The organism is Loktanella atrilutea (assembly GCF_900128995.1).
Taxonomy (GTDB): Bacteria; Pseudomonadota; Alphaproteobacteria; order Rhodobacterales; family Rhodobacteraceae; genus Loktanella; species Loktanella atrilutea.
Window position 1 is genome coordinate 87,128 of sequence record NZ_FQUE01000004.1, and the last position, 20,166, is coordinate 107,293.

Sequence of the window (20,166 nt, forward strand, 5' to 3'; positions counted from 1 at the left end):
CCCTAGGGGCGGCGTGCTGCCGCCCCGTCCCCTCTTACTGCACCCCAATTCAAGGAATTGAAGATGAACCAGGAACTGACAAACAACCCGTTCAATCCGGTCGCACCGGTGAAGACCTTCGACGAGATCAAGGTCTCCCTCGCATCGCCTGAACGGATCCTGTCGTGGTCCTTCGGCGAGATCAAGAAGCCGGAAACCATCAACTACCGCACGTTCAAGCCAGAGCGGGACGGCCTGTTCTGCGCGCGCATTTTCGGTCCGATCAAGGACTACGAATGCCTGTGCGGCAAATACAAGCGGATGAAGTATCGCGGCGTCGTCTGCGAGAAGTGCGGCGTGGAAGTCACGCTGCAGAAGGTCCGCCGCGAGCGGATGGGCCACATCGAGCTGGCGGCACCCGTCGCGCACATCTGGTTCCTGAAGTCGCTGCCCAGCCGCATCGGCCTGATGCTGGACATGACGCTGCGCGATCTGGAACGCATCCTGTATTTCGAGAACTACGTCGTGATCGAACCGGGTCTGACGGACCTGACCTACGGCCAGCTGATGACCGAGGAAGAGTTCAACGACGCGCAGGACGCCTACGGCGCCGACGCGTTTCAGGCGAACATCGGTGCGGAAGCGATCCGCGAGATGCTGGCGCAGATCGACCTCGACGCCGAAGCAGAGCAGCTGCGTGCTGACCTGAAAGAGGCCACCGGCGAGCTGAAGCCCAAGAAGATCATCAAGCGCCTGAAAATCGTCGAGAACTTCATCGAATCCGGCAATCGGCCGGAGTGGATGGTGCTGACCGTGATCCCGGTCATCCCGCCAGAGCTGCGCCCGCTGGTGCCGCTGGACGGCGGCCGCTTCGCGACCTCCGACCTCAACGACCTTTATCGTCGGGTCATCAACCGGAACAACCGCCTGAAGCGGCTGATCGAACTGCGCGCGCCCGACATCATTGTCCGCAACGAAAAGCGGATGCTGCAGGAATCCGTGGACGCGCTGTTCGACAACGGTCGTCGCGGCCGCGTCATCACGGGGGCCAACAAGCGTCCGCTGAAGTCGCTGTCCGACATGCTGAAAGGCAAGCAGGGCCGCTTCCGCCAGAACCTTCTGGGCAAGCGGGTCGACTTCTCGGGCCGGTCCGTCATCGTGACGGGTCCGGAGCTGAAGCTGCACCAATGCGGCCTGCCCAAGAAGATGGCGCTGGAGCTGTTCAAGCCGTTCATCTACTCGCGGCTGGAGGCGAAGGGTCTGTCTTCGACCGTCAAGCAGGCGAAGAAGCTGGTCGAAAAGGAGCGTCCCGAGGTCTGGGACATTCTGGACGAGGTCATCCGCGAGCATCCCGTGATGCTGAACCGGGCGCCGACGCTGCACCGTCTGGGCATCCAGGCGTTCGAGCCGGTCCTGATCGAAGGCAAGGCGATCCAGCTGCACCCGCTGGTCTGTTCCGCCTTCAACGCCGACTTCGACGGTGACCAGATGGCCGTTCACGTCCCCCTCTCGCTGGAAGCCCAGCTCGAGGCGCGCGTCCTGATGATGTCGACGAACAACGTGCTGTCGCCCGCCAACGGCGCGCCGATCATCGTGCCGTCGCAGGACATGATCCTTGGCCTCTACTACACCACGATCCAGCGTGACGGGATGAAGGGCGAGGGCATGTCCTTCTCCAACATCGAGGAAGTCGAGCATGCGCTGACCGCAGGTCAGGTGCATCTGCACGCCAAGATCACGGCGCGGATGAAGCAGATCGACGACGAGGGCAACGAGATCATCGTGCGCTTCGAGACGACGCCGGGCCGTCTGCGGCTGGGCGCGCTTCTGCCGCTGAATGCCAAGGCGCCCTTCAGCCTTGTGAACCGTCTGCTGCGCAAGAAAGAGGTGCAGCAGGTCATCGACACGGTCTATCGCTACTGTGGACAGAAAGAGTCCGTGATCTTCTGCGACCAGATCATGACGATGGGCTTCCGCGAGGCGTTCAAGGCCGGCATTTCGTTCGGCAAGGACGACATGGTCGTGCCCGATACCAAGTGGGCGCTGGTCGACGAGACCCGCGATCTGGTCAAGGATTTCGAGCAGCAGTACATGGACGGTCTGATCACCCAGGGTGAGAAGTACAACAAGGTCGTCGATGCCTGGTCGAAAGCCAACGACAAGGTGACGGACGCCATGATGTCCACCATCTCGAAGGCGGGCGTGGACGAGAACGGTGCGGAGAACGAGCCGAACTCCGTCTACATGATGGCGCACTCCGGTGCCCGTGGTTCCGTCACGCAGATGAAGCAGCTGGGCGGGATGCGCGGACTGATGGCCAAGCCGTCGGGCGAGATCATCGAGACGCCGATCATCTCGAACTTCAAGGAAGGTCTGACCGTTCTCGAATACTTCAACTCCACCCACGGGGCCCGGAAGGGTCTGTCGGACACGGCGTTGAAGACCGCGAACTCCGGCTATCTGACGCGGCGTCTGGTGGACGTGGCGCAGGACTGCATCATCCGTGAGGTCGATTGCGGCACCGATCGTGCGATCACGGCGGAAGCGGCCGTGAACGACGGCGAGGTCGTGTCGTCGCTGGCAGAGCGTGTGCTGGGCCGGGTGTCTGCCGATGACGTGCTGAAGCCAGGCACCGACGAGGTGATCGTCGAGGCCGGAGAGCTGATCGACGAGCGCAAGGCCGACATGATCGACGTCGCCGGCGTCGCCAAGATGCGGATCCGGTCGCCGCTGACCTGCGAGGCCGAGGATGGCGTCTGCGCCACCTGCTACGGTCGTGACCTGGCGCGCGGCACGCGCGTCAACATCGGCGAGGCTGTCGGCATCATCGCCGCGCAGTCCATCGGTGAACCCGGCACCCAGCTGACGATGCGGACCTTCCACATCGGCGGCGTGGCGCAGGGTGGTCAGCAGTCGTTCCTCGAGGCCAGCCAACCCGGCAAGGTCGAATTCCGCAGCGCGTCGCTGCTGGAAAACACCGCGGGCGATCAGGTCGTCATGGGCCGGAACATGGTTCTGGCGATCGTGGACGACAACGGCGTCGAACGGGCGACCCACAAGGTCGGCTACGGGTCCAAGGTCTTCGTCAAGGAAGGTCAGGACATCCACCGCGGCGACAAGCTGTTCGAATGGGACCCGTTCACCCTGCCGATCATCGCCGAGAAGGGCGGCAAGGTCCGTTACGTGGACCTCGTCAACGGCATCGCGGTCCGCGAGGATACCGACGATGCGACGGGCATGACCCAGCGCATCGTGGCCGACTGGCGCGCGGCCCCCAAGGGCAACGAGCTGGCACCGAAGATCATCATCGCAGGCCCCGACGGGGAACCGGCGCTGAAGGACGACGGCAACCCGGTCAGCTATGCCATGTCGGTGGACGCGGTTCTGTCCGTCGAGGACGGCGAGGACATCCAGGCCGGCGACGTCGTCGCGCGTATTCCGCGTGAAGGCGCCAAGACCAAGGACATCACCGGCGGTCTGCCGCGTGTGGCCGAACTCTTCGAGGCACGTCGCCCGAAGGATCACGCCATCATCGCGGAAATCGACGGCTATGTCCGGTTCGGCAAGGACTACAAGAACAAGCGCCGCATCGCGATCGAGGCGAACGACGATTCCGAGACCCGCGTCGAATACATGGTGCCGAAAGGCAAGCACATCCCGGTGGCCGAAGGCGACTTCGTTCAGAAGGGTGACTACATCATGGACGGCAACCCGGCCCCGCACGACATTCTTGCGGTCATGGGTGTCGAGGCGCTGGCCGACTACATGATCGACGAGGTGCAGGACGTCTATCGCCTGCAGGGCGTGAAGATCAACGACAAGCACATCGAGGTCATCGTGCGCCAGATGCTCCAGAAGTGGGAGATCCAGGACAGCGGCGACACGGTTCTGCTGAAGGGCGAGACCGTGGACAAGGCAGAGTTCGACGAGGCCAACGAGAAGGCGCTGAAGCGCGGCGATCGTCCGGCCACGGGCGAGCCGATCCTGCTTGGCATCACCAAGGCGTCGCTGCAGACCCGCAGCTTCATCTCGGCGGCGTCGTTCCAGGAAACCACGCGCGTTCTCACGGAAGCCTCCGTGCAGGGCAAGCGTGACAAGCTGGTCGGCCTGAAGGAGAACGTCATCGTGGGTCGCCTGATCCCGGCGGGCACGGGTGGGGCGACCAGCCGCATCCGCGGCATCGCCGCCTCGCGCGACAACGTGGTGATCGAGGCCCGCCGCGAGGAGGCCGAGGAGGCCGCCCGTCTGGCCGCACCGGAGCCTGCGCCCGCGCAGCCCGACGTGGTCGGCGGCGACGTCTTCGACACGATGATCGTGGACACGCCGGAGAGCCGCGACGAATAAGGCGCGGACCCGCGACACCAGATGAAAGGGCCCCGGCAGCGATGCCGGGGCCCTTTTGCGTCAGGCGGAGGCGGTGTCTCGCACCTCCTCGGCGATCCTGCGGTGGCCGTCGCGCGACTGCACCTCGAGGAAGACCGAGTGCACGATGGAGAAGGCCTGCCGGATGTCGTGGTCGAGGTCGGTCACGATCGCCTCGATCCGCTGAGACAGGACGTCGTCGGCGAAATCGATGCTGAGGGTCAGCAGCACCTGATGCGGGCCAAGGTGCAGGCTGCGGATCTCGTTGATGTGCTGGATCTCGGGGATCTTCTGAACCATCTCGCGGATCCTGTCGGTCATCTCGGGGGCGGCTGCCTCGCCGATCAGCAGGCCCTTGACCTCGATCGCCAGCAGGATGGCCGTGATGCCCAGCACCACGCCGATCACGATGGAGGCGCTGGCATCGTAGAGCGGATCGTGCGTGAGCCACGACAGGGCAAGGCCGGCGGCGGCGATGACGAGGCCGAGGCAGGCGGCGGTGTCTTCCGCCAGCACGACGAAGATCGAGGGGTCCTTCATGTCGCGCAGGTCGCGGATCAGGCCGCGGTGGGCGCGCCCCTTCATGAATTCGCGGATCGCAACGGACAGCGAATAGCCCTCGAAACAGAGCGAGACGCCGAGGACCGTTAAGGGGATCCACGGCACGCCTTCCGCCTCGTGCCCGCCGTGAAGGATCGCGCGGACGCCTTCATAGATCGACAGGCCGGCGCCGAGTGCGAAGATCAGCACTGCGACGATGAAGGACCAGAAGAAGACCTCGCCGCCGTAACCGAAGGGATGGTCCCGGTCGGCGGGCTTGTTGCCCTTGGACATGCCCAGCAGCAGAAAGCCTTCGTTCGCCGTGTCCACGGTGGAATGGATTCCCTCGGCCAGCATGGCGGAGGACCCGGAAAAGGCGGCGGCGATGAATTTCGTCACCGCAATTCCAAGATTGGCGAAGAGGGCGGCATAGACGGTGGCCTTGCCGCCGTCCTGATGCGAGGCGTTTTCGGACATGGGGCTCTCTAACCTGTTTGATACGGTATGACGCGGGGCAGGGATCGGAGGTTCCACCGCCGCGGAAATCGCGCGGGATCGCGCGGCGTGGTCTGGCGCGGGGCAGGGCGCGCTGATACTGCGGGCGCATGGCACAGATATCGGACAACATGCGCGGCGCGGCCCTGATGACAGGGGCGATGGTCACGTTCACAATCAACGACAGCTTCACGAAATCGCTGGGGGATGTCCTGCCGCTGTGGCAGCTGATCTTTCTGCGCGGCATCGGCGTAACGGTTTGTCTGGCCATCATGGCGCGGCTGATGGGCCAGCTGCGGTTCGACATGCCCCGGCAGGACTGGGGCATCATGTGGCTGCGCGCCGCGGCAGAGATCGGCGGGGCCTATTTCTTCATCACCGCGCTGTTCAACATGCCGATCGCCAACGTCAGCGCCATCATGCAGGTGCTGCCCCTGTCGGTCAGCCTTGCGGGCGCGCTGTTCATGGCAGAGGCGCTGGGGTGGCGGCGGCTGGTCGCGATCCTCGTGGGCTTTGGCGGCGTCATGCTGATCGTCCGGCCCGGCGGAGCCGATTTCAACATCTATTCCCTGTATGCACTGGCCGCGGTGGCCTGCGTCACCCTGCGCGACCTGATCGTGCGCAAGCTGTCGCGGTCCGTGCCCTCGATGATGGTGTCGCTGGTGGCGGCCCTCGCGGTCACGATCTTCGCCGGACTCGCGTCGCTGACGGAAGAGTGGCAGGCGATGACCTTTGCGCAGGCGACGCATCTGGGGGGCGCTACCGTCTTCGTCATCTTCGGCTACATCTTCTCTGTCGCCGCGATGCGGGTGGGAGAGATCGGCTTCGTCGCGCCGTTCCGCTATGCCAGCCTGCTGACGGCGATCGTGCTGGGGTTGGTGTTCTTTGCCGAATTCCCCTCTGCCCTGACCTTGTCGGGGGCGGGAATCGTGGTCGCGACCGGCATCTTCACCCTGTTCCGGGAACGCAAGCTGGCCCTGCGCCGGCGCGTCGTTCCGGACCGCATCCGCTAGGTTTTCCTGCGCTTTCGCGGCCTGTCGCCGGTGTTGACACCCCCCGTCCGACGGCCTATACGGCCCCACATCCGGGTCCGGGCGAAGTGTGTCCAAACCCGATATCAGAGTTGAAGTGGTCAAGAACCGGGCTGGCAAGGCCTTGTTCCTCTGGAACCCACCGCACCGAACCTCCGGTAAGGGTTCGACTGCGGATTTTTTGTGCTTTTCCGAATGGATTTGCACGCGTCGTCAATCCGCGGCCCCGGTGGTCGCCACACAAGAAAGATGGGGACAACAGCCCAATGCCAACGATCCAGCAGCTGATCCGCAAACCGCGTCAGCCCAAAGTCACCCGGTCGAAGTCCATGCACCTTGAAGGCTGCCCGCAGAAGCGCGGCGTCTGCACGCGTGTCTACACGACGACGCCGAAGAAACCGAACTCCGCCATGCGGAAGGTCGCCAAGGTCCGTCTGACCAATGGCTTCGAGGTCATCTCGTACATCCCCGGTGAAAGCCACAACCTGCAGGAACACTCTGTCGTCCTGATCCGTGGCGGCCGTGTGAAAGACCTTCCGGGTGTCCGTTACCACATCCTGCGCGGTGTGCTGGATACTCAGGGCGTCAAGGACCGTAAGCAGCGTCGCTCCAAGTACGGCGCGAAGCGGCCGAAGTAAGAAACTCGGCCGACCCGAGGCCCGATGCCCGGGATTTCGCCCGCAACTGGATAGAAGGAAAAAGACATGTCACGTCGTCACGCCGCTGAAAAACGCCAGGTCCTGCCGGACGCCAAGTTCGGTGATACCGTTCTGACCAAATTCATGAACAACCTGATGGTCGACGGCAAGAAAGCCGTCGCCGAACGGATCGTCTACAACGCTTTCGAGCGTGTGGAAGGCAAGCTGAAGAAGTCGCCCGTGGAAGTGTTCCACGAGTGCCTCGAGAACATCAAACCCTCCGTCGAGGTACGTTCGCGCCGCGTCGGCGGTGCGACCTACCAGGTCCCCGTCGAAGTCCGCCCCGAGCGTCGCGAGGCGCTGGCCATCCGCTGGCTGATCGCCGCCGCGAAGAAGCGCAACGAGAACACGATGGAAGAGCGCCTTGCCGGCGAACTGCTGGATGCGGTGAACAACCGCGGCACTGCCGTGAAGAAGCGCGAAGACACACACAAGATGGCCGACGCGAACAAAGCGTTCAGCCATTACCGCTGGTAATTCAGGAGCACCACCACAATGGCACGCGACTATCCTCTGCAGCGCTACCGGAACTTCGGGATCATGGCGCACATCGACGCGGGTAAAACCACGACGACCGAACGCATCCTGTTCTACACCGGCAAGTCCCACAAGATCGGCGAAGTCCACGACGGCGCCGCCACCATGGACTGGATGGAGCAGGAGCAGGAGCGGGGTATCACGATCACCTCTGCTGCGACCACGACCTTCTGGCAGCGTCAGGAAGACCCGACCGCCGAAGGCACGTCGGACACGAAGTACCGCTTCAACATCATCGACACCCCCGGCCACGTGGACTTCACCATCGAGGTCGAGCGTTCGCTCGCCGTGCTCGACGGTGCGATCTGCCTGCTGGACGCCAACGCCGGTGTCGAGCCGCAGACCGAAACCGTCTGGCGTCAGGCGGACCGCTACAAGGTGCCGCGGATCGTCTTCGTCAACAAGATGGACAAGATCGGCGCCGATTTCTACAAGTGCGTCAAGATGATCAAGGACCGCACCGGTGCGACCGGCGTTCCGATCAGCCTGCCGATCGGGGCCGAGGACAAGCTGGAAGGCATCATCGACCTGATCAAGATGGAAGAGTGGGTCTGGGAAGGTGAAGACCTCGGCGCAAGCTGGGTCCGCAAGCCGATCCGTGCCGACCTGCAGGAACTGGCCGACGAGTGGCGCGCCACGCTGATCGAGACCGCCGTCGACATGGACGACGACGCGATGGAGCAGTACCTGGAGGGCAACGAGCCCGACGAGGCGACCCTGCGCAAGCTGATCCGCAAGGGCACGCTGAGCCTGTCCTTCGTGCCGGTGGCCGCCGGGTCCGCGTTCAAGAACAAGGGCGTGCAGCCTTTGCTGAACGCCGTCATCGACTTCCTGCCCAGCCCGCTGGACGTGGTCGACTACATGGGCTTCAAGCCCGGTGACGAGACCGAGACGCGCAGCATCCCCCGCCGCGCGGACGACGACATGCCGTTCTCCGGCCTGGCGTTCAAGATCATGAACGACCCCTTCGTCGGCTCCTTGACGTTTACCCGGATCTATTCGGGCAAGCTGACCAAGGGCGACTCGATGCTGAACTCCACCAAGGGGAACAAGGAACGCGTCGGCCGGATGATGATGATGCACGCCATCAACCGCGAAGAGATCGAGGAAGCCTTTGCCGGCGACATCATCGCGCTGGGTGGTCTGAAGAACACCACGACCGGCGATACGCTCTGCTCTGAAAAGGACCCCGTCGTTCTGGAAACGATGACCTTCCCCGAGCCGGTGATCGAGATCGCCGTCGAACCCAAGACCAAGGCCGACCAGGAGAAGATGGGCGTCGCACTGGCCCGTCTGGCCGCCGAAGACCCGTCCTTCCGCGTGGAGACCGATTTCGAATCCGGTCAGACCATCATGCGCGGCATGGGCGAACTTCACCTCGACATCCTGATCGACCGCATGCGTCGCGAGTTCAAGGTCGAGGCCAACATCGGTGCGCCGCAGGTGGCCTACCGCGAGACGATCGGTCACGAAGTCGAGCATACCTACACCCACAAGAAGCAGTCGGGTGGTTCGGGGCAGTTCGGCGAAGTGAAGCTGCTGATCATGCCGACAGAGCCGGGCGAAGGCTATTCGTTCGAATCCAAGGTCGTGGGTGGTTCGGTGCCGAAGGAATACATTCCGGGCGTCGAAAAGGGCATCAAGTCGGTCATGGACTCCGGTCCGCTGGCAGGTTTCCCGGTCATCGACTTCAAGGTGCAGCTGCTGGAAGGCAAGTACCACGACGTCGACTCCTCGGTCCTCGCGTTCGAGATCGCGGCACGGATGTGCATGCGTGAAGGTCTGCGCAAGGCTGGCGCCAAGCTGCTTGAACCGATCATGAAGGTCGAAGTCGTCACGCCGGAAGAATACACCGGTGGCGTCATCGGCGACCTGACCTCCCGTCGCGGGATGGTGCAGGGGCAGGACAGCCGCGGCAACGCGAACGTCATCAACTGCTTCGTGCCGCTGGCGAACATGTTCGGCTACATCAACAACCTGCGGTCCATGACCTCCGGTCGTGCGAACTTCACCATGCAGTTCGATCACTACGAGCCCGTGCCGCAGAACATCTCGGACGAGATCCAGAAGAAATACGCATAAGCGGCGCGCGCGGGGCCTGTCCCCGCGCCCCGCATCCCCCATTCGCACACCAAGGAGGCCACCATGGCTAAGGCAAAGTTCGAACGCAACAAACCGCACGTGAACATCGGGACCATCGGTCACGTTGACCACGGCAAGACGACGCTGACGGCGGCGATCACCAAGTACTTCGGCGACTTCCGCGCCTACGACCAGATCGACGGCGCCCCCGAAGAGAAGGCCCGCGGCATCACCATCTCGACCGCACACGTCGAGTATGAGTCCGCCGACCGGCATTACGCCCACGTCGACTGCCCCGGCCACGCCGACTACGTCAAGAACATGATCACCGGCGCCGCCCAGATGGACGGCGCGATCCTGGTCGTGAACGCCGCCGACGGCCCGATGCCGCAAACGCGCGAGCACATCCTGCTCGGCCGCCAGGTGGGCATTCCCTACATGGTCGTCTACATGAACAAGGTCGATCAGGTCGACGACGAGGAGCTGCTGGAGCTCGTCGAGATGGAGATCCGCGAGCTGCTCAGCTCCTACGACTACCCCGGCGACGACATTCCGATCATCCGCGGCTCTGCCCTGCACGCGATGAACGGCACCGAGCCGGAGATCGGCGAGGAGTCGATCAAGAAGCTGATCGCCGCCGTCGACGAGTACATCCCGACCCCGGCCCGTGCGGTCGACCTGCCGTTCCTGATGCCGATCGAGGACGTGTTCTCGATCTCGGGCCGCGGCACCGTGGTTACGGGCCGCATCGAGCGTGGCGTGATCAACGTCGGCGACAGCATCGAGATCGTGGGTCTGAAGGACACCAAGACGACGACCTGCACCGGTGTCGAGATGTTCCGCAAGCTGCTGGACTCCGGCCAGGCGGGCGACAACGTGGGCGTCCTGCTGCGCGGCATCGACCGTGACGGCGTCGAGCGCGGTCAGGTTCTGTGCAAGCCGAAGTCCGTGTCGCCGCACACGAAGTTCGAGGCCGAGGCCTACATCCTGACGAAGGAAGAGGGTGGCCGTCACACGCCGTTCTTCGCGAACTACCGCCCGCAGTTCTACTTCCGCACGACGGACGTGACCGGCACGGTGATGCTGCCCGAGGGCACCGAGATGGTGATGCCGGGTGACAACCTGAAGTTCAACGTCGAGCTGATCGCCCCGATCGCGATGGAAGACGGCCTGCGCTTCGCCATCCGCGAAGGCGGCCGCACCGTCGGCGCCGGCGTGGTCTCCAAAATTCTGGCGTAAGCCGGAAGTTTGGAGGGTGGGACATGGCAGTGGTTTGCCTGCAAACCATGAGAATGTCCCACTCGGCCGATCAATGAGAACAAAGAAGGCCGCTTCCGAAAGGAGGCGGCCTTTTTGCTGCGAGACACGCCGCTTCGATCCTTGCTCAAGCCTTCGTCGGAAGGGCCGTCTGTGGTAACTTTGCCGGATCGACAGCAAGGGAATCGGGCTCATGCGACACGTTCTTCTCGCCATCGCGATCACCGCCGCACCGCTCATCGCCTCTGCGCAGGAGGTGAAGGAGGTCAAGTTCGCCGCCGGCAACTACGGCACCATGATCGAGGGCCAGGTCACCGGGCAGGCGTACATCGACTACAGGCTCGGGGCAGGGGCCGGACAGAAGATGTTCGCCGAGCTGACCCCGCGTGACGGCGGCGGCACGGTCTATTTCAACATCCTGCCGCCCGGCAGCGACGGGTTGGCGATCTACAATGCCTCCATTGACGGCAACAGCGCCCTGATCGACCTGCCGGAGGCGGGGACCTACACGATCCGCGTCTATCTGATGGGCAACGACGAGGATAGCGGCGCGACCGTGCCGTTCAATCTGGACCTGTCGATCCAGTAATCCCGCGGGCCGCGCCGCGGGGCGCAAAACAGGGGTTGATGCCGCCCCCGACTCACCCTATACGGCCCCCACTTGCCAAGGGTGCGCCGTCGCGTGCCCTTTTTAAGTTACACATAAGACGCGACGAGGGGGCCGGATGAGCCTGTCTCCTCCTCTCCGTTAGAGCCCTTATCAGAAGGGTGATGTCACATGGCAGCCAGCCAGAACATCCGCATTCGCCTCAAGGCGTTTGACTACCGCGTCCTCGACGCCTCCACCGCAGAGATCGTCTCGACCGCCAAGCGCACCGGCGCGTCGGTCCGTGGCCCGATCCCCCTGCCGAACAAGATCGAGAAATTCACCGTTCTGCGCGGTCCGCACATCGACAAGAAGTCGCGCGACCAGTTCGAGATCCGCACGCACAAGCGCCTGCTGGACATCGTCGACCCGACCCCGCAGACCGTGGACGCCCTGATGAAGCTCGACCTCGCCGCCGGCGTGGACGTGCAGATCAGCGTGTAAGGGAGGATGACAATGCTCCGCACAGGATTGATCGCGAAGAAACTGGGCATGACCCGTCTCTTCATGGAAGACGGCCGCCAGGTCCCCGTGACCGTGCTGGCGCTGGAAAACCTCCAGGTCGTCGCACAGCGCACGCCCGAGCGTGACGGCTATACCGCCGTCCAGCTGGGCGCCGGCACCGCCAAGGTGAAGCGCGTCAGCGCGCCGATGCGTGGCCACTTCGCCAAGGCGAACGTGGAACCCAAGCGCAAGGTCGCGGAATTCCGCGTCGCCCCCGAGAACATGATCAACGTCGGCGAAGAGATCACCGCGAACCACTATTTCGCGGGCCAGTTCGTCGACATCTCCGGCACGTCCATCGGCAAGGGCTTTGCCGGCGTCATGAAGCGCCACAACTTCGGTGGTCTGCGCGCGTCGCACGGTGTGTCCGTGTCGCACCGCTCGCACGGCTCCGTCGGCCAGTGTCAGGATCCGGGCCGCATCTTCAAAGGCAAGAAGATGGCCGGTCACATGGGCTCTGCCCGTGTCACCACCCAGAACCTGCAGGTCGTCAAGACCGATGCCGACCGTGGCCTGATCATGGTCAAGGGCGCGGTTCCGGGGTCCAAGGGCGCATGGGTCACCGTCAAGGATGCCGTCAAGAAGGCGACACCCGAAGGCGTGATGTACCCCGCCGGTCTGAAGTCGCTGGACGATGAAGCCAAGCGTCTGGCACAGGAAGCTGCCGACGCAGCCGCCGCTGAAGAAGCCGCAGCCGCCAAGGCCGCAGCCGAGGCAGAGCAGGCCGCAGAAGAAGCCGCCGCAGCGGAAATGGCAAACGACGCCAAGTCCGTGGATGAAACCAACGCTGAAGAAGGTGGTGACAAAAATGAAGGCTGATGCAATCAAGATCGACGGCGCATCCGCTGGTTCCGTGGAACTGGACGACGCCATCTTCGGGCTGGAGCCGCGCGCAGACATCCTGCACCGTGTGGTCCGCTGGCAGCGCAACAACGCGCAGGCCGGCACCCATGCGACGCTGGGCCGGTCCGACGTGTCCTACTCGACCAAGAAGATCTATCGCCAGAAGGGCACCGGCGGCGCACGCCACGGGTCCAAGGGCGCGCCGATCTTCCGTCACGGTGGTGTCTACAAGGGTCCGACCCCGCGCAGCCACGGCCACGAGCTGACCAAGAAGTTCCGCAAGCTGGGCCTGCGCCACGCGCTGTCCGCCAAGCAGGCGGCGGGCGAGCTGGTGGTCATCGACCAGCTGTCCGTGGACAACGCCAAGACCTCGGCGCTGGCCAAGCACGTGAACGACCGCGGCTGGAAGCGCGCGCTGATCATCGACGGGACCGAGGTCAACGCCGACTTCGCCCGCGCGGCGCGCAACCTGGCCAATCTGGACGTGCTGCCGTCGGTCGGCGCCAACGTCTATGACATCCTGAAAAGCGATACGCTGGTCATCACGAAGGCCGGTCTCGAAGCACTGGAGGCTCGACTGAAATGAGCGCGAAGGCAGAACACTACGACGTGATCCGCAAGCCGATCATCACGGAAAAGGCGACCATGATGTCCGAGGCCAATGGCGTCGTCTTCGAGGTCGCCATCGACGCCAACAAGCCGCAGATCAAGCAGGCCGTCGAGGCGCTGTTCGGTGTGAAGGTGAAGGCCGTCAACACGACGATCACCAAGGGCAAGGTGAAGCGCTTCCGCGGTTCGCTGGGCACCCGCAAGGACGTCAAGAAGGCCTACGTGACGCTCGAAGAGGGCAACACGATCGACGTGAGCACCGGTCTGTAAGACGGGTTCTACTGTTGGAATGAAGGAAGGCCCCCTGCGCAAGCGGGGGGCCTTTTGTTGTCATTAGAAAAGTAATTTCATTTAAGAATATTTAAAGGTTGCAGAATCTAATCTCATCTTCAAAAAAAAGTCCTGATTCAACGTAAGATATTGCACATCGGCCAGGTCTATGTTTCCGTTCTAGGGTAAAAAGTAGGAGAGCCTAATATGGCGCAGACGGGTGAAGCGACGAAATGGATTGAAAATCAGGAGTTTTTTAATCAGCTTTCAATGTCCGAAAAGCAAGAGGCGGGATCTTTCAGCTTCATATGGGGAGTTTTTGAGCTTCAAGTAATGACGATTCTTCAGAAGGCGCAGCCCTATCCTTCGATGAGTTTGAGCGTGGCGCGAGATTATGCGGTATCGCAGCATTTGCCGGATTGCGACCTATCGGAGGAGAAAGCTTATTTTCGGGCTCATTTTTTTGAATCCGACGGTGCGGAGCGTAGCACTTGGCCGGGCGCGTCCTTTCGAGAGCATGATCGGGCGGACGAAATAAAAGACGTTTTGTTAAATTCTAGCGTCGACCATTCAAAGGACGCAGAGATTTTGATCCGTGTCGTATATAGGTTCAGGAATAACTTCTTTCATGGCTATAAATGGGCTTATAGACTGCAGGGGCAGGCTAAAAACTTCGCAAATTCAAGTTCTGTGCTAATTAAGCTTATGCCGCAGTTTAGTTGAAGAATGGTGAAATGCATCGCCCTTATAAAGGGCTAAGTGTGGCGCTAAAAGGTACTATAATGTTTATCGATGGGGCGGACGTAAGCCTAAAAGTGGTGAATGGAGGGCCCTGACTTCGCAAGCGCAATTTTCGACCCCTTGCCACCCCACCCCCGCCCTGCTATCAGCCGCCCACCAACCCGGCCCCGGATTCGTTCCGGGGCCGTTTGGTTTATTCCTTGGCACCTACGGGGGCCTTCACTTCAGGGGCTGCGCGCCAGCCCCGCCAAGCAAACGGAAGACAGAAACATGGCACTCAAGTCGTACAAACCGACGACGCCGGGCCAGCGTGGGCTGGTGCTGATCGACCGTTCGGAGCTTTGGAAAGGACGTCCCGTCAAGGCCCTCACCCAGGGTCTGACGAAATCGGGCGGCCGGAACAACACCGGACGGATCACCATGCGTCGTATCGGTGGGGGCGCGAAGCGTCTCTATCGCATCGTCGATTTCAAGCGCAACAAGCTGGACATGTCCGCTGTTGTCGTGCGGATCGAATACGACCCGAACCGCACCGCCTTCATCGCGCTGATCCAGTACGAAGACGGCACACAGAATTACATCCTGGCCCCGCAGCGTATCGCGATCGGTGACAAGGTCATCGCCTCCGCGAAGGCCGACATCAAGCCGGGCAACGCGATGCCGTTCAGCGGCATGCCGATCGGCACGATCGTCCACAACATCGAGCTGAAGCAGGGCAAGGGCGGCCAGATCGCCCGTGCAGCCGGCACCTACGCTCAGTTCGTGGGTCGTGACGGTGGCTACGCCCAGATCCGCCTGTCCTCGGGCGAGCTGCGCCTGGTCCGTCAGGAGTGCATGGCCACCATCGGTGCCGTGTCGAACCCCGACAACTCCAACCAGAACCTCGGCAAGGCCGGCCGCATGCGCCACTACGGCGTGCGTCCCAGCGTCCGCGGTGTCGCCATGAACCCGATCGACCACCCGCACGGTGGTGGTGAAGGCCGGACCTCGGGTGGTCGTCACCCGGTCACCCCGTGGGGCAAGGGCACCAAGGGCAACAAGACTCGCGACCGCAACAAGGCCTCCAGCCGCCTGATCGTCCGTTCGCGTCACCAGAAGAAGAAAGGCCGGTAATATGGCACGTTCCGTATGGAAAGGTCCTTTTGTCGACGCTTACGTGTTGAAAAAGGCCGAAGCGTCCCGCGAAGGCGGCCGCAATGAAGTCATCAAGATCTGGTCGCGCCGCTCGACGATCCTGCCCCAGTTCGTGGGCCTGACGTTTGGCGTCTACAACGGCAAGAAGCACATCCCTGTCAACGTCAGCGAAGACATGATCGGTCAGAAGTTCGGTGAGTACTCGCCGACCCGGACCTATTACGGTCACGCCGCCGACAAAAAAGCGAAGCGGAAGTAAGCCATGAGCAAGGACAAGAATCCCCGCCGCGTGGCTGACAACGAAGCCCGCGCCAAGCTGCGGATGCTGCGCACCAGCCCGCAGAAACTGAACCTGGTGGCCGCGCTGATCCGTGGCAAGAAGGTGGACAAGGCCCTGACGGACCTGACCTTCAGCAAGAAGCGGATCGCCGGCGACGTGAAGAAGTGCCTTCAGTCGGCCATCGCCAACGCCGAGAACAACCACAACCTGGACGTCGACGAACTGGTCGTCGCCGAGGCCTATGTGGGCAAGAACCTGATCATGAAGCGCGGTCGTCCGCGTGCCCGTGGCCGGTTCGGCAAGATCGTCAAGCCGTTCTCGGAAATCACAATCCTGGTGCGCCAGATCGAGGAGCAAGCATAATGGGTAACAAAGTCAATCCCATCGGTATGCGTCTGCAGGTCAACCGCACCTGGGACAGCCGCTGGTACGCCGACACCAAGGACTACGGCAATCTTCTGCTGGAAGACCTGGCGATCAAGGCGTTCATTCGTAAAGAGTGCAAGCAGGCCGGCATCAGCCACGTGATCATCGAGCGTCCGCACCGCAAGTGCCGCGTCACGATCCACGCGGCCCGTCCGGGCGTCATCATCGGCAAGAAGGGTGCGGACATCGAAGGTCTGCGCCAGAAGCTGGCGAAGCTGACGAAGTCCGAACTGCACCTGAACATCGTCGAAGTGCGCAAGCCCGAGATGGATGCGGCCCTGGTCGCTGAAAACATCGGTCAGCAGCTGGAACGCCGCGTGTCCTTCCGTCGCGCCATGAAGCGTGCGGTGCAGAACACGATGCGCATGGGTGCCCTCGGCATCCGGGTGAACCTCGCCGGCCGTCTTGGCGGTGCCGAGATCGCACGGACCGAATGGTACCGCGAAGGCCGCGTGCCGCTTCACACCCTGCGGGCCGACATCGACTACGCCCTCTACGAAGCGACGACCCCCTATGGCATCATCGGGATCAAGGTCTGGATCTTCAAGGGCGAGATCATGGAGCACGACCCCCAGGGACACGATCGCAAGCACGCCGAGCTGCAGGAGGGCGCGATCCCGCGCGGTCCTGGTGGCCCGCGTCGTGACCGGTAAGGAGTAACACAAGATGCTGCAACCAAAGCGCACCAAGTTCCGCAAGATGCACAAGGGCCGGATTCACGGTGATGCGAAGGGCGGGTCTGACCTGAACTTCGGCACCTATGGTCTGAAGGCCGTGGAGCCCGAGCGGATCACCGCACGCCAGATCGAAGCCGCACGTCGTGCCATGACGCGTCACATGAAGCGTCAGGGCCGCGTCTGGATCCGGATCTTCCCGGATCTGCCAGTCACGTCCAAGCCCGTCGAAGTGCGTATGGGTAAGGGTAAGGGTTCGGTCGATTTCTGGGCCGCGAAGGTCAAGCCCGGCCGCGTGATGTTCGAGATCGACGGCGTCGACGAAGTCACCGCCCGCGAGGCCCTGCGCCTTGCGGCGATGAAGCTGCCGATCAAGACCCGCACGGTCGTTCGCGAAGACTGGTGATCCGAGGCGCCCCGGCGCATTGATCCGAATACCGAAAGCCCCGCCCATTCGGCGGGGCTTTTGCCATTCCACCCCATCCATTAGGTTTGCCCCATGTCAGACATCTCCTCTCTCTTCGTGACCCGCCTGTATCGCGCCAAGCTCTCGAAGTATGGCAAACCCATTGACGCCGACGAGCTGGAGGCAACCTGCCTGTCGATTGCCGAGGACGACGAGGCGGGGCAGGCGTGGTGCGAGGCGCATGATTTTCCGGGCTATACCTCCTATGCCTCCCTAACCGACCTGCCGTGGCGGATGCCGATCTTCAAGACGCTGAAGAAGGCGCTCGACAAGCATGTCCGCGCCTTTGCCACCGACCTTGCCTTCGACCTCGGCGACAAGAAGCTGAAGCTGGAGGACCTCTGGATCAACATCCTGCCGGAGGGGGGCATCCACACCGCCCATATCCACCCGCATTCGGTGATCTCCGGCACGACCTATGTGGCGATGCCGCAGGGGACGTCAGCGATCAAGTTCGAGGACCCCCGCCTGCCCATGATGATGGCCGCCCCCGGCCGCCTGAAAGAGGCAGAGGCGGCTCTGCGCCAGTTCGTCTATGTCGCCCCCGATGTGGGCGATGTGCTGCTGTGGGAAAGCTGGTTACGCCACGAGGTGCCGATGAACATGGCCGAGGAGGACCGGATCTCCGTCAGCTTCAACTACCGCTGGGGTGACTGAGGGCAGCAAGGCAGGTTGTCCCTGACCGACCATTATCTCTTGACGGAAAGACTCTTGGGGTAGGGGGTTGTCAGACGGGTGCAACACCTGTAGAGGGGCGCTTCATCGTGAACTCCACTGGACGAAGGGTGACCCGCAAGGGCCCTCCAGTGATGTTGAAAGGACTGGCCATGAAAGCCAACGAACTGCGTGACAAGACGCCCGACCAGCTTCGGGAAGAGCTTGTGAATCTTAAGAAAGAATCCTTCAACCTGCGTTTCCAGCAGGCCACCGGCCAGCTGGAAAACACCGCGGCGATCCGCAATGCCCGTCGTGGCGCGGCCCGCGTGAAGACGATTCTCAACCAGAAAGCGGCAGACGCCGCCAAGTCGGAGGCCTAAAGAATGCCCAAGCGTATCCTGACAGGCGTCGTGACGTCCAACCAGAACGAGCAGACCGTGACCGTGTCGGTCGAGCGTCGCTTCAAGCACCCGCTGCTGCACAAGACCGTGCGGAAGTCGAAGAAATACCGCGCCCACGACGAGAACAACGCGTTCAACGTGGGCGATCAGGTGCGCATCCAGGAATGTGCGCCGAAGTCGAAGACGAAACGCTGGGAAGTGATCGCCTCGTAAGAGGGTTCGCCAACAGTACAACGAAACCCTAGGGCCCGCCGGACAGAAATCGGCAAAGTGCCTTAAAGGTCGAAAGGTAACCAAATGATCCAGATGCAGACCAATCTGGATGTTGCTGACAACAGCGGCGCTCGCCGTGTTCAGTGCATCAAGGTTCTGGGCGGTTCTCACCGCCGGTATGCTTCCGTGGGTGACATCATCGTGGTGTCGGTCAAGGAAGCGATCCCCCGCGGTCGCGTGAAGAAGGGTGACGTCCGCAAGGCCGTCGTCGTGCGCACCGCCAAGGAAGTTCGCCGTGAAGACGGCACCGCGATCCGTTTCGATCGCAACGCGGCTGTTATCCTGAACAACAACAACGAGCCCGTCGGCACCCGTATCTTCGGGCCGGTCGTGCGCGAGCTGCGTGCCAAGAACTTCATGAAAATCATCTCTCTTGCGCCGGAGGTGCTGTAATGGCTGCCAAACTTCGCAAAGGTGACAAGGTCATCGTGCTGGCCGGCAAGGACAAGGGCCTGACCGGCGAGATCAAGTCCGTCGATCCCAAGGCCGGCAAGGCCGTGGTCGAGGGCGTGAACATCGCGATCCGCCACGCCAAGCAGTCGCAATCGTCCGAAGGCGGTCGCACGCCCAAGCCGATGCCGATCCAGCTGAGCAACCTCGCCATCGCCGACGCCAACGGCAAGCCGACCCGCGTCGGTTTCCGCATGGACGGCGACACCAAGGTGCGCTTTGCCAAGACCACAGGGGATGCACTCTGATGTTGGACCAAGCAAACTACACGCCGCGCCTGAAGCAGCAGTACACGGACACCATCCGTGCCAAGCTGAAGGAAGAGTTCGGCTACAAGAACGAGATGCAGATCCCGAAGCTGGACAAGATCGTCCTGAACATCGGCTGTGGCGCAGAAGCTGTCCGTGACAGCAAGAAGGCCAAGACCGCTCAGGAAGACCTGACCACGATCGCCGGCCAGAAGGCCATGACCACGCGCGCCAAGAAGTCGATCGCCGGCTTCCGCGTCCGCGAGGACATGCCGCTGGGTGCGAAAGTGACCCTGCGCGGCCACCGCATGTACGAATTCCTTGACCGCCTGATCACCGTGGCCATGCCCCGCATCCGCGACTTCCGCGGCGTGTCCGGCAAGTCCTTCGACGGTCGCGGCAACTATGCCACCGGCATCAAGGAACACCTCATCTTCCCCGAGATCAACTTCGACAAGATCGACGAGAACTGGGGTATGGACATCGTGATCTGCACCACCGCCAACACCGACGCTGAAGCCAAGAGCCTGTTGAAGCACTTCAACATGCCCTTCAACAGCTGA

At 62.4% G+C, this 20,166-nt stretch carries 24 protein-coding genes; 23 read left to right on the plus strand and 1 reads right to left on the minus strand.

Going from position 1 to position 20,166, the window contains the following annotated elements:
* The first annotated feature begins 63 nt into the window (after positions 1-63).
* Positions 64-4,323 carry a DNA-directed RNA polymerase subunit beta' gene (gene rpoC, locus BUA54_RS10150; protein WP_072857146.1) on the plus strand — a complete coding sequence of 1,420 codons (4,260 nt, stop codon included), beginning with the start codon at positions 64-66 and terminating at the stop codon, positions 4,321-4,323.
* A gap of 60 nt (positions 4,324-4,383) precedes the next feature.
* Here the strand turns inward: rpoC and BUA54_RS10155 are convergent, their stop codons facing one another.
* Complete coding sequence (locus BUA54_RS10155; protein WP_072857147.1) at positions 4,384-5,358, minus strand: cation diffusion facilitator family transporter; 975 nt, start codon at positions 5,356-5,358, stop codon at positions 4,384-4,386.
* Positions 5,359-5,486: 128 nt separating this feature from the next.
* Here BUA54_RS10155 and BUA54_RS10160 point away from each other — a divergent pair, with 128 nt between their 5' ends.
* The 22 genes from BUA54_RS10160 to rplE all read left to right on the plus strand — a co-directional run bounded on the left by BUA54_RS10160 (position 5,487) and on the right by rplE (position 20,166).
* Entirely contained in the window at positions 5,487-6,389 is a 903-nt protein-coding gene (locus tag BUA54_RS10160) for a DMT family transporter (RefSeq protein WP_072857148.1), read from the plus strand.
* A 284-nt stretch (positions 6,390-6,673) separates the two neighbouring features.
* Complete coding sequence (gene rpsL, locus BUA54_RS10165; RefSeq protein ID WP_072857149.1) at positions 6,674-7,045, plus strand: 30S ribosomal protein S12; 372 nt, start codon at positions 6,674-6,676, stop codon at positions 7,043-7,045.
* Positions 7,046-7,111: 66 nt separating this feature from the next.
* On the plus strand, positions 7,112-7,582 hold the full coding sequence (gene rpsG, locus BUA54_RS10170) for a 30S ribosomal protein S7 (RefSeq protein WP_072857150.1): 471 nt from the start codon (positions 7,112-7,114) through the stop codon (positions 7,580-7,582).
* 18 nt (positions 7,583-7,600) lie between these two features.
* Entirely contained in the window at positions 7,601-9,724 is a 2,124-nt protein-coding gene (gene fusA / locus BUA54_RS10175) for an elongation factor G (RefSeq protein ID WP_072857151.1), read from the plus strand.
* A gap of 63 nt (positions 9,725-9,787) precedes the next feature.
* Entirely contained in the window at positions 9,788-10,963 is a 1,176-nt protein-coding gene (tuf, locus tag BUA54_RS10180; protein WP_072857152.1) for an elongation factor Tu, read from the plus strand.
* 211 nt (positions 10,964-11,174) lie between these two features.
* Positions 11,175-11,570: a hypothetical protein gene (locus BUA54_RS10185; RefSeq protein WP_072857153.1), complete on the plus strand. Its 396-nt coding sequence runs from the start codon at positions 11,175-11,177 to the stop codon at positions 11,568-11,570.
* 189 nt (positions 11,571-11,759) lie between these two features.
* Positions 11,760-12,071, plus strand: coding sequence for a 30S ribosomal protein S10 (rpsJ, locus tag BUA54_RS10190; RefSeq protein WP_056032218.1), 312 nt, complete (start codon positions 11,760-11,762; stop codon positions 12,069-12,071).
* Positions 12,072-12,083: 12 nt separating this feature from the next.
* A complete protein-coding gene (gene rplC / locus BUA54_RS10195; protein ID WP_072857154.1) occupies positions 12,084-12,950 on the plus strand; it encodes a 50S ribosomal protein L3 in 867 nt (288 codons plus the stop codon).
* Entirely contained in the window at positions 12,940-13,560 is a 621-nt protein-coding gene (gene rplD / locus BUA54_RS10200; protein ID WP_072857155.1) for a 50S ribosomal protein L4, read from the plus strand. Before rplC ends, rplD begins: the two co-directional genes overlap by 11 nt.
* On the plus strand, positions 13,557-13,853 hold the full coding sequence (locus tag BUA54_RS10205) for a 50S ribosomal protein L23 (protein ID WP_072857156.1): 297 nt from the start codon (positions 13,557-13,559) through the stop codon (positions 13,851-13,853). The genes rplD and BUA54_RS10205 overlap by 4 nt, the downstream gene beginning before the upstream one ends.
* 207 nt (positions 13,854-14,060) lie before the next feature.
* The gene (locus tag BUA54_RS10210) at positions 14,061-14,576 is read left to right on the plus strand and encodes a hypothetical protein (RefSeq protein ID WP_072857157.1); all 516 of its coding nucleotides are present in this window, start codon (positions 14,061-14,063) and stop codon (positions 14,574-14,576) included.
* A 288-nt stretch (positions 14,577-14,864) separates the two neighbouring features.
* Positions 14,865-15,707 carry a 50S ribosomal protein L2 gene (rplB, locus tag BUA54_RS10215; protein WP_072857158.1) on the plus strand — a complete coding sequence of 281 codons (843 nt, stop codon included), beginning with the start codon at positions 14,865-14,867 and terminating at the stop codon, positions 15,705-15,707.
* A 1-nt stretch (position 15,708) separates the two neighbouring features.
* Positions 15,709-15,987 (plus strand): 30S ribosomal protein S19, encoded by a 279-nt coding sequence (gene rpsS / locus BUA54_RS10220; RefSeq protein WP_072857159.1) that lies wholly within the window; start codon positions 15,709-15,711, stop codon positions 15,985-15,987.
* Between the two features lie 3 nt (positions 15,988-15,990).
* On the plus strand, positions 15,991-16,371 hold the full coding sequence (rplV, locus tag BUA54_RS10225) for a 50S ribosomal protein L22 (RefSeq protein WP_072857160.1): 381 nt from the start codon (positions 15,991-15,993) through the stop codon (positions 16,369-16,371).
* Positions 16,371-17,087, plus strand: a complete 717-nt coding sequence (rpsC, locus tag BUA54_RS10230; protein WP_072857161.1) for a 30S ribosomal protein S3 — start codon at positions 16,371-16,373, stop codon at positions 17,085-17,087. Before rplV ends, rpsC begins: the two co-directional genes overlap by 1 nt.
* Positions 17,088-17,100: 13 nt before the next feature.
* Positions 17,101-17,514 carry a 50S ribosomal protein L16 gene (gene rplP / locus BUA54_RS10235; protein WP_072857162.1) on the plus strand — a complete coding sequence of 138 codons (414 nt, stop codon included), beginning with the start codon at positions 17,101-17,103 and terminating at the stop codon, positions 17,512-17,514.
* A gap of 93 nt (positions 17,515-17,607) precedes the next feature.
* Positions 17,608-18,231 (plus strand): TIGR02466 family protein, encoded by a 624-nt coding sequence (locus tag BUA54_RS10240; RefSeq protein ID WP_072857163.1) that lies wholly within the window; start codon positions 17,608-17,610, stop codon positions 18,229-18,231.
* A gap of 170 nt (positions 18,232-18,401) precedes the next feature.
* A complete protein-coding gene (rpmC, locus tag BUA54_RS10245; protein WP_072857164.1) occupies positions 18,402-18,611 on the plus strand; it encodes a 50S ribosomal protein L29 in 210 nt (69 codons plus the stop codon).
* 3 nt (positions 18,612-18,614) lie between these two features.
* Positions 18,615-18,845 (plus strand): 30S ribosomal protein S17, encoded by a 231-nt coding sequence (gene rpsQ, locus BUA54_RS10250; RefSeq protein WP_072857165.1) that lies wholly within the window; start codon positions 18,615-18,617, stop codon positions 18,843-18,845.
* Between the two features lie 84 nt (positions 18,846-18,929).
* A complete protein-coding gene (rplN, locus tag BUA54_RS10255; protein ID WP_009574016.1) occupies positions 18,930-19,298 on the plus strand; it encodes a 50S ribosomal protein L14 in 369 nt (122 codons plus the stop codon).
* The gene (rplX, locus tag BUA54_RS10260) at positions 19,298-19,603 is read left to right on the plus strand and encodes a 50S ribosomal protein L24 (RefSeq protein WP_072857166.1); all 306 of its coding nucleotides are present in this window, start codon (positions 19,298-19,300) and stop codon (positions 19,601-19,603) included. The genes rplN and rplX overlap by 1 nt, the downstream gene beginning before the upstream one ends.
* Positions 19,603-20,166 carry a 50S ribosomal protein L5 gene (gene rplE, locus BUA54_RS10265; protein ID WP_072857167.1) on the plus strand — a complete coding sequence of 188 codons (564 nt, stop codon included), beginning with the start codon at positions 19,603-19,605 and terminating at the stop codon, positions 20,164-20,166. Before rplX ends, rplE begins: the two co-directional genes overlap by 1 nt.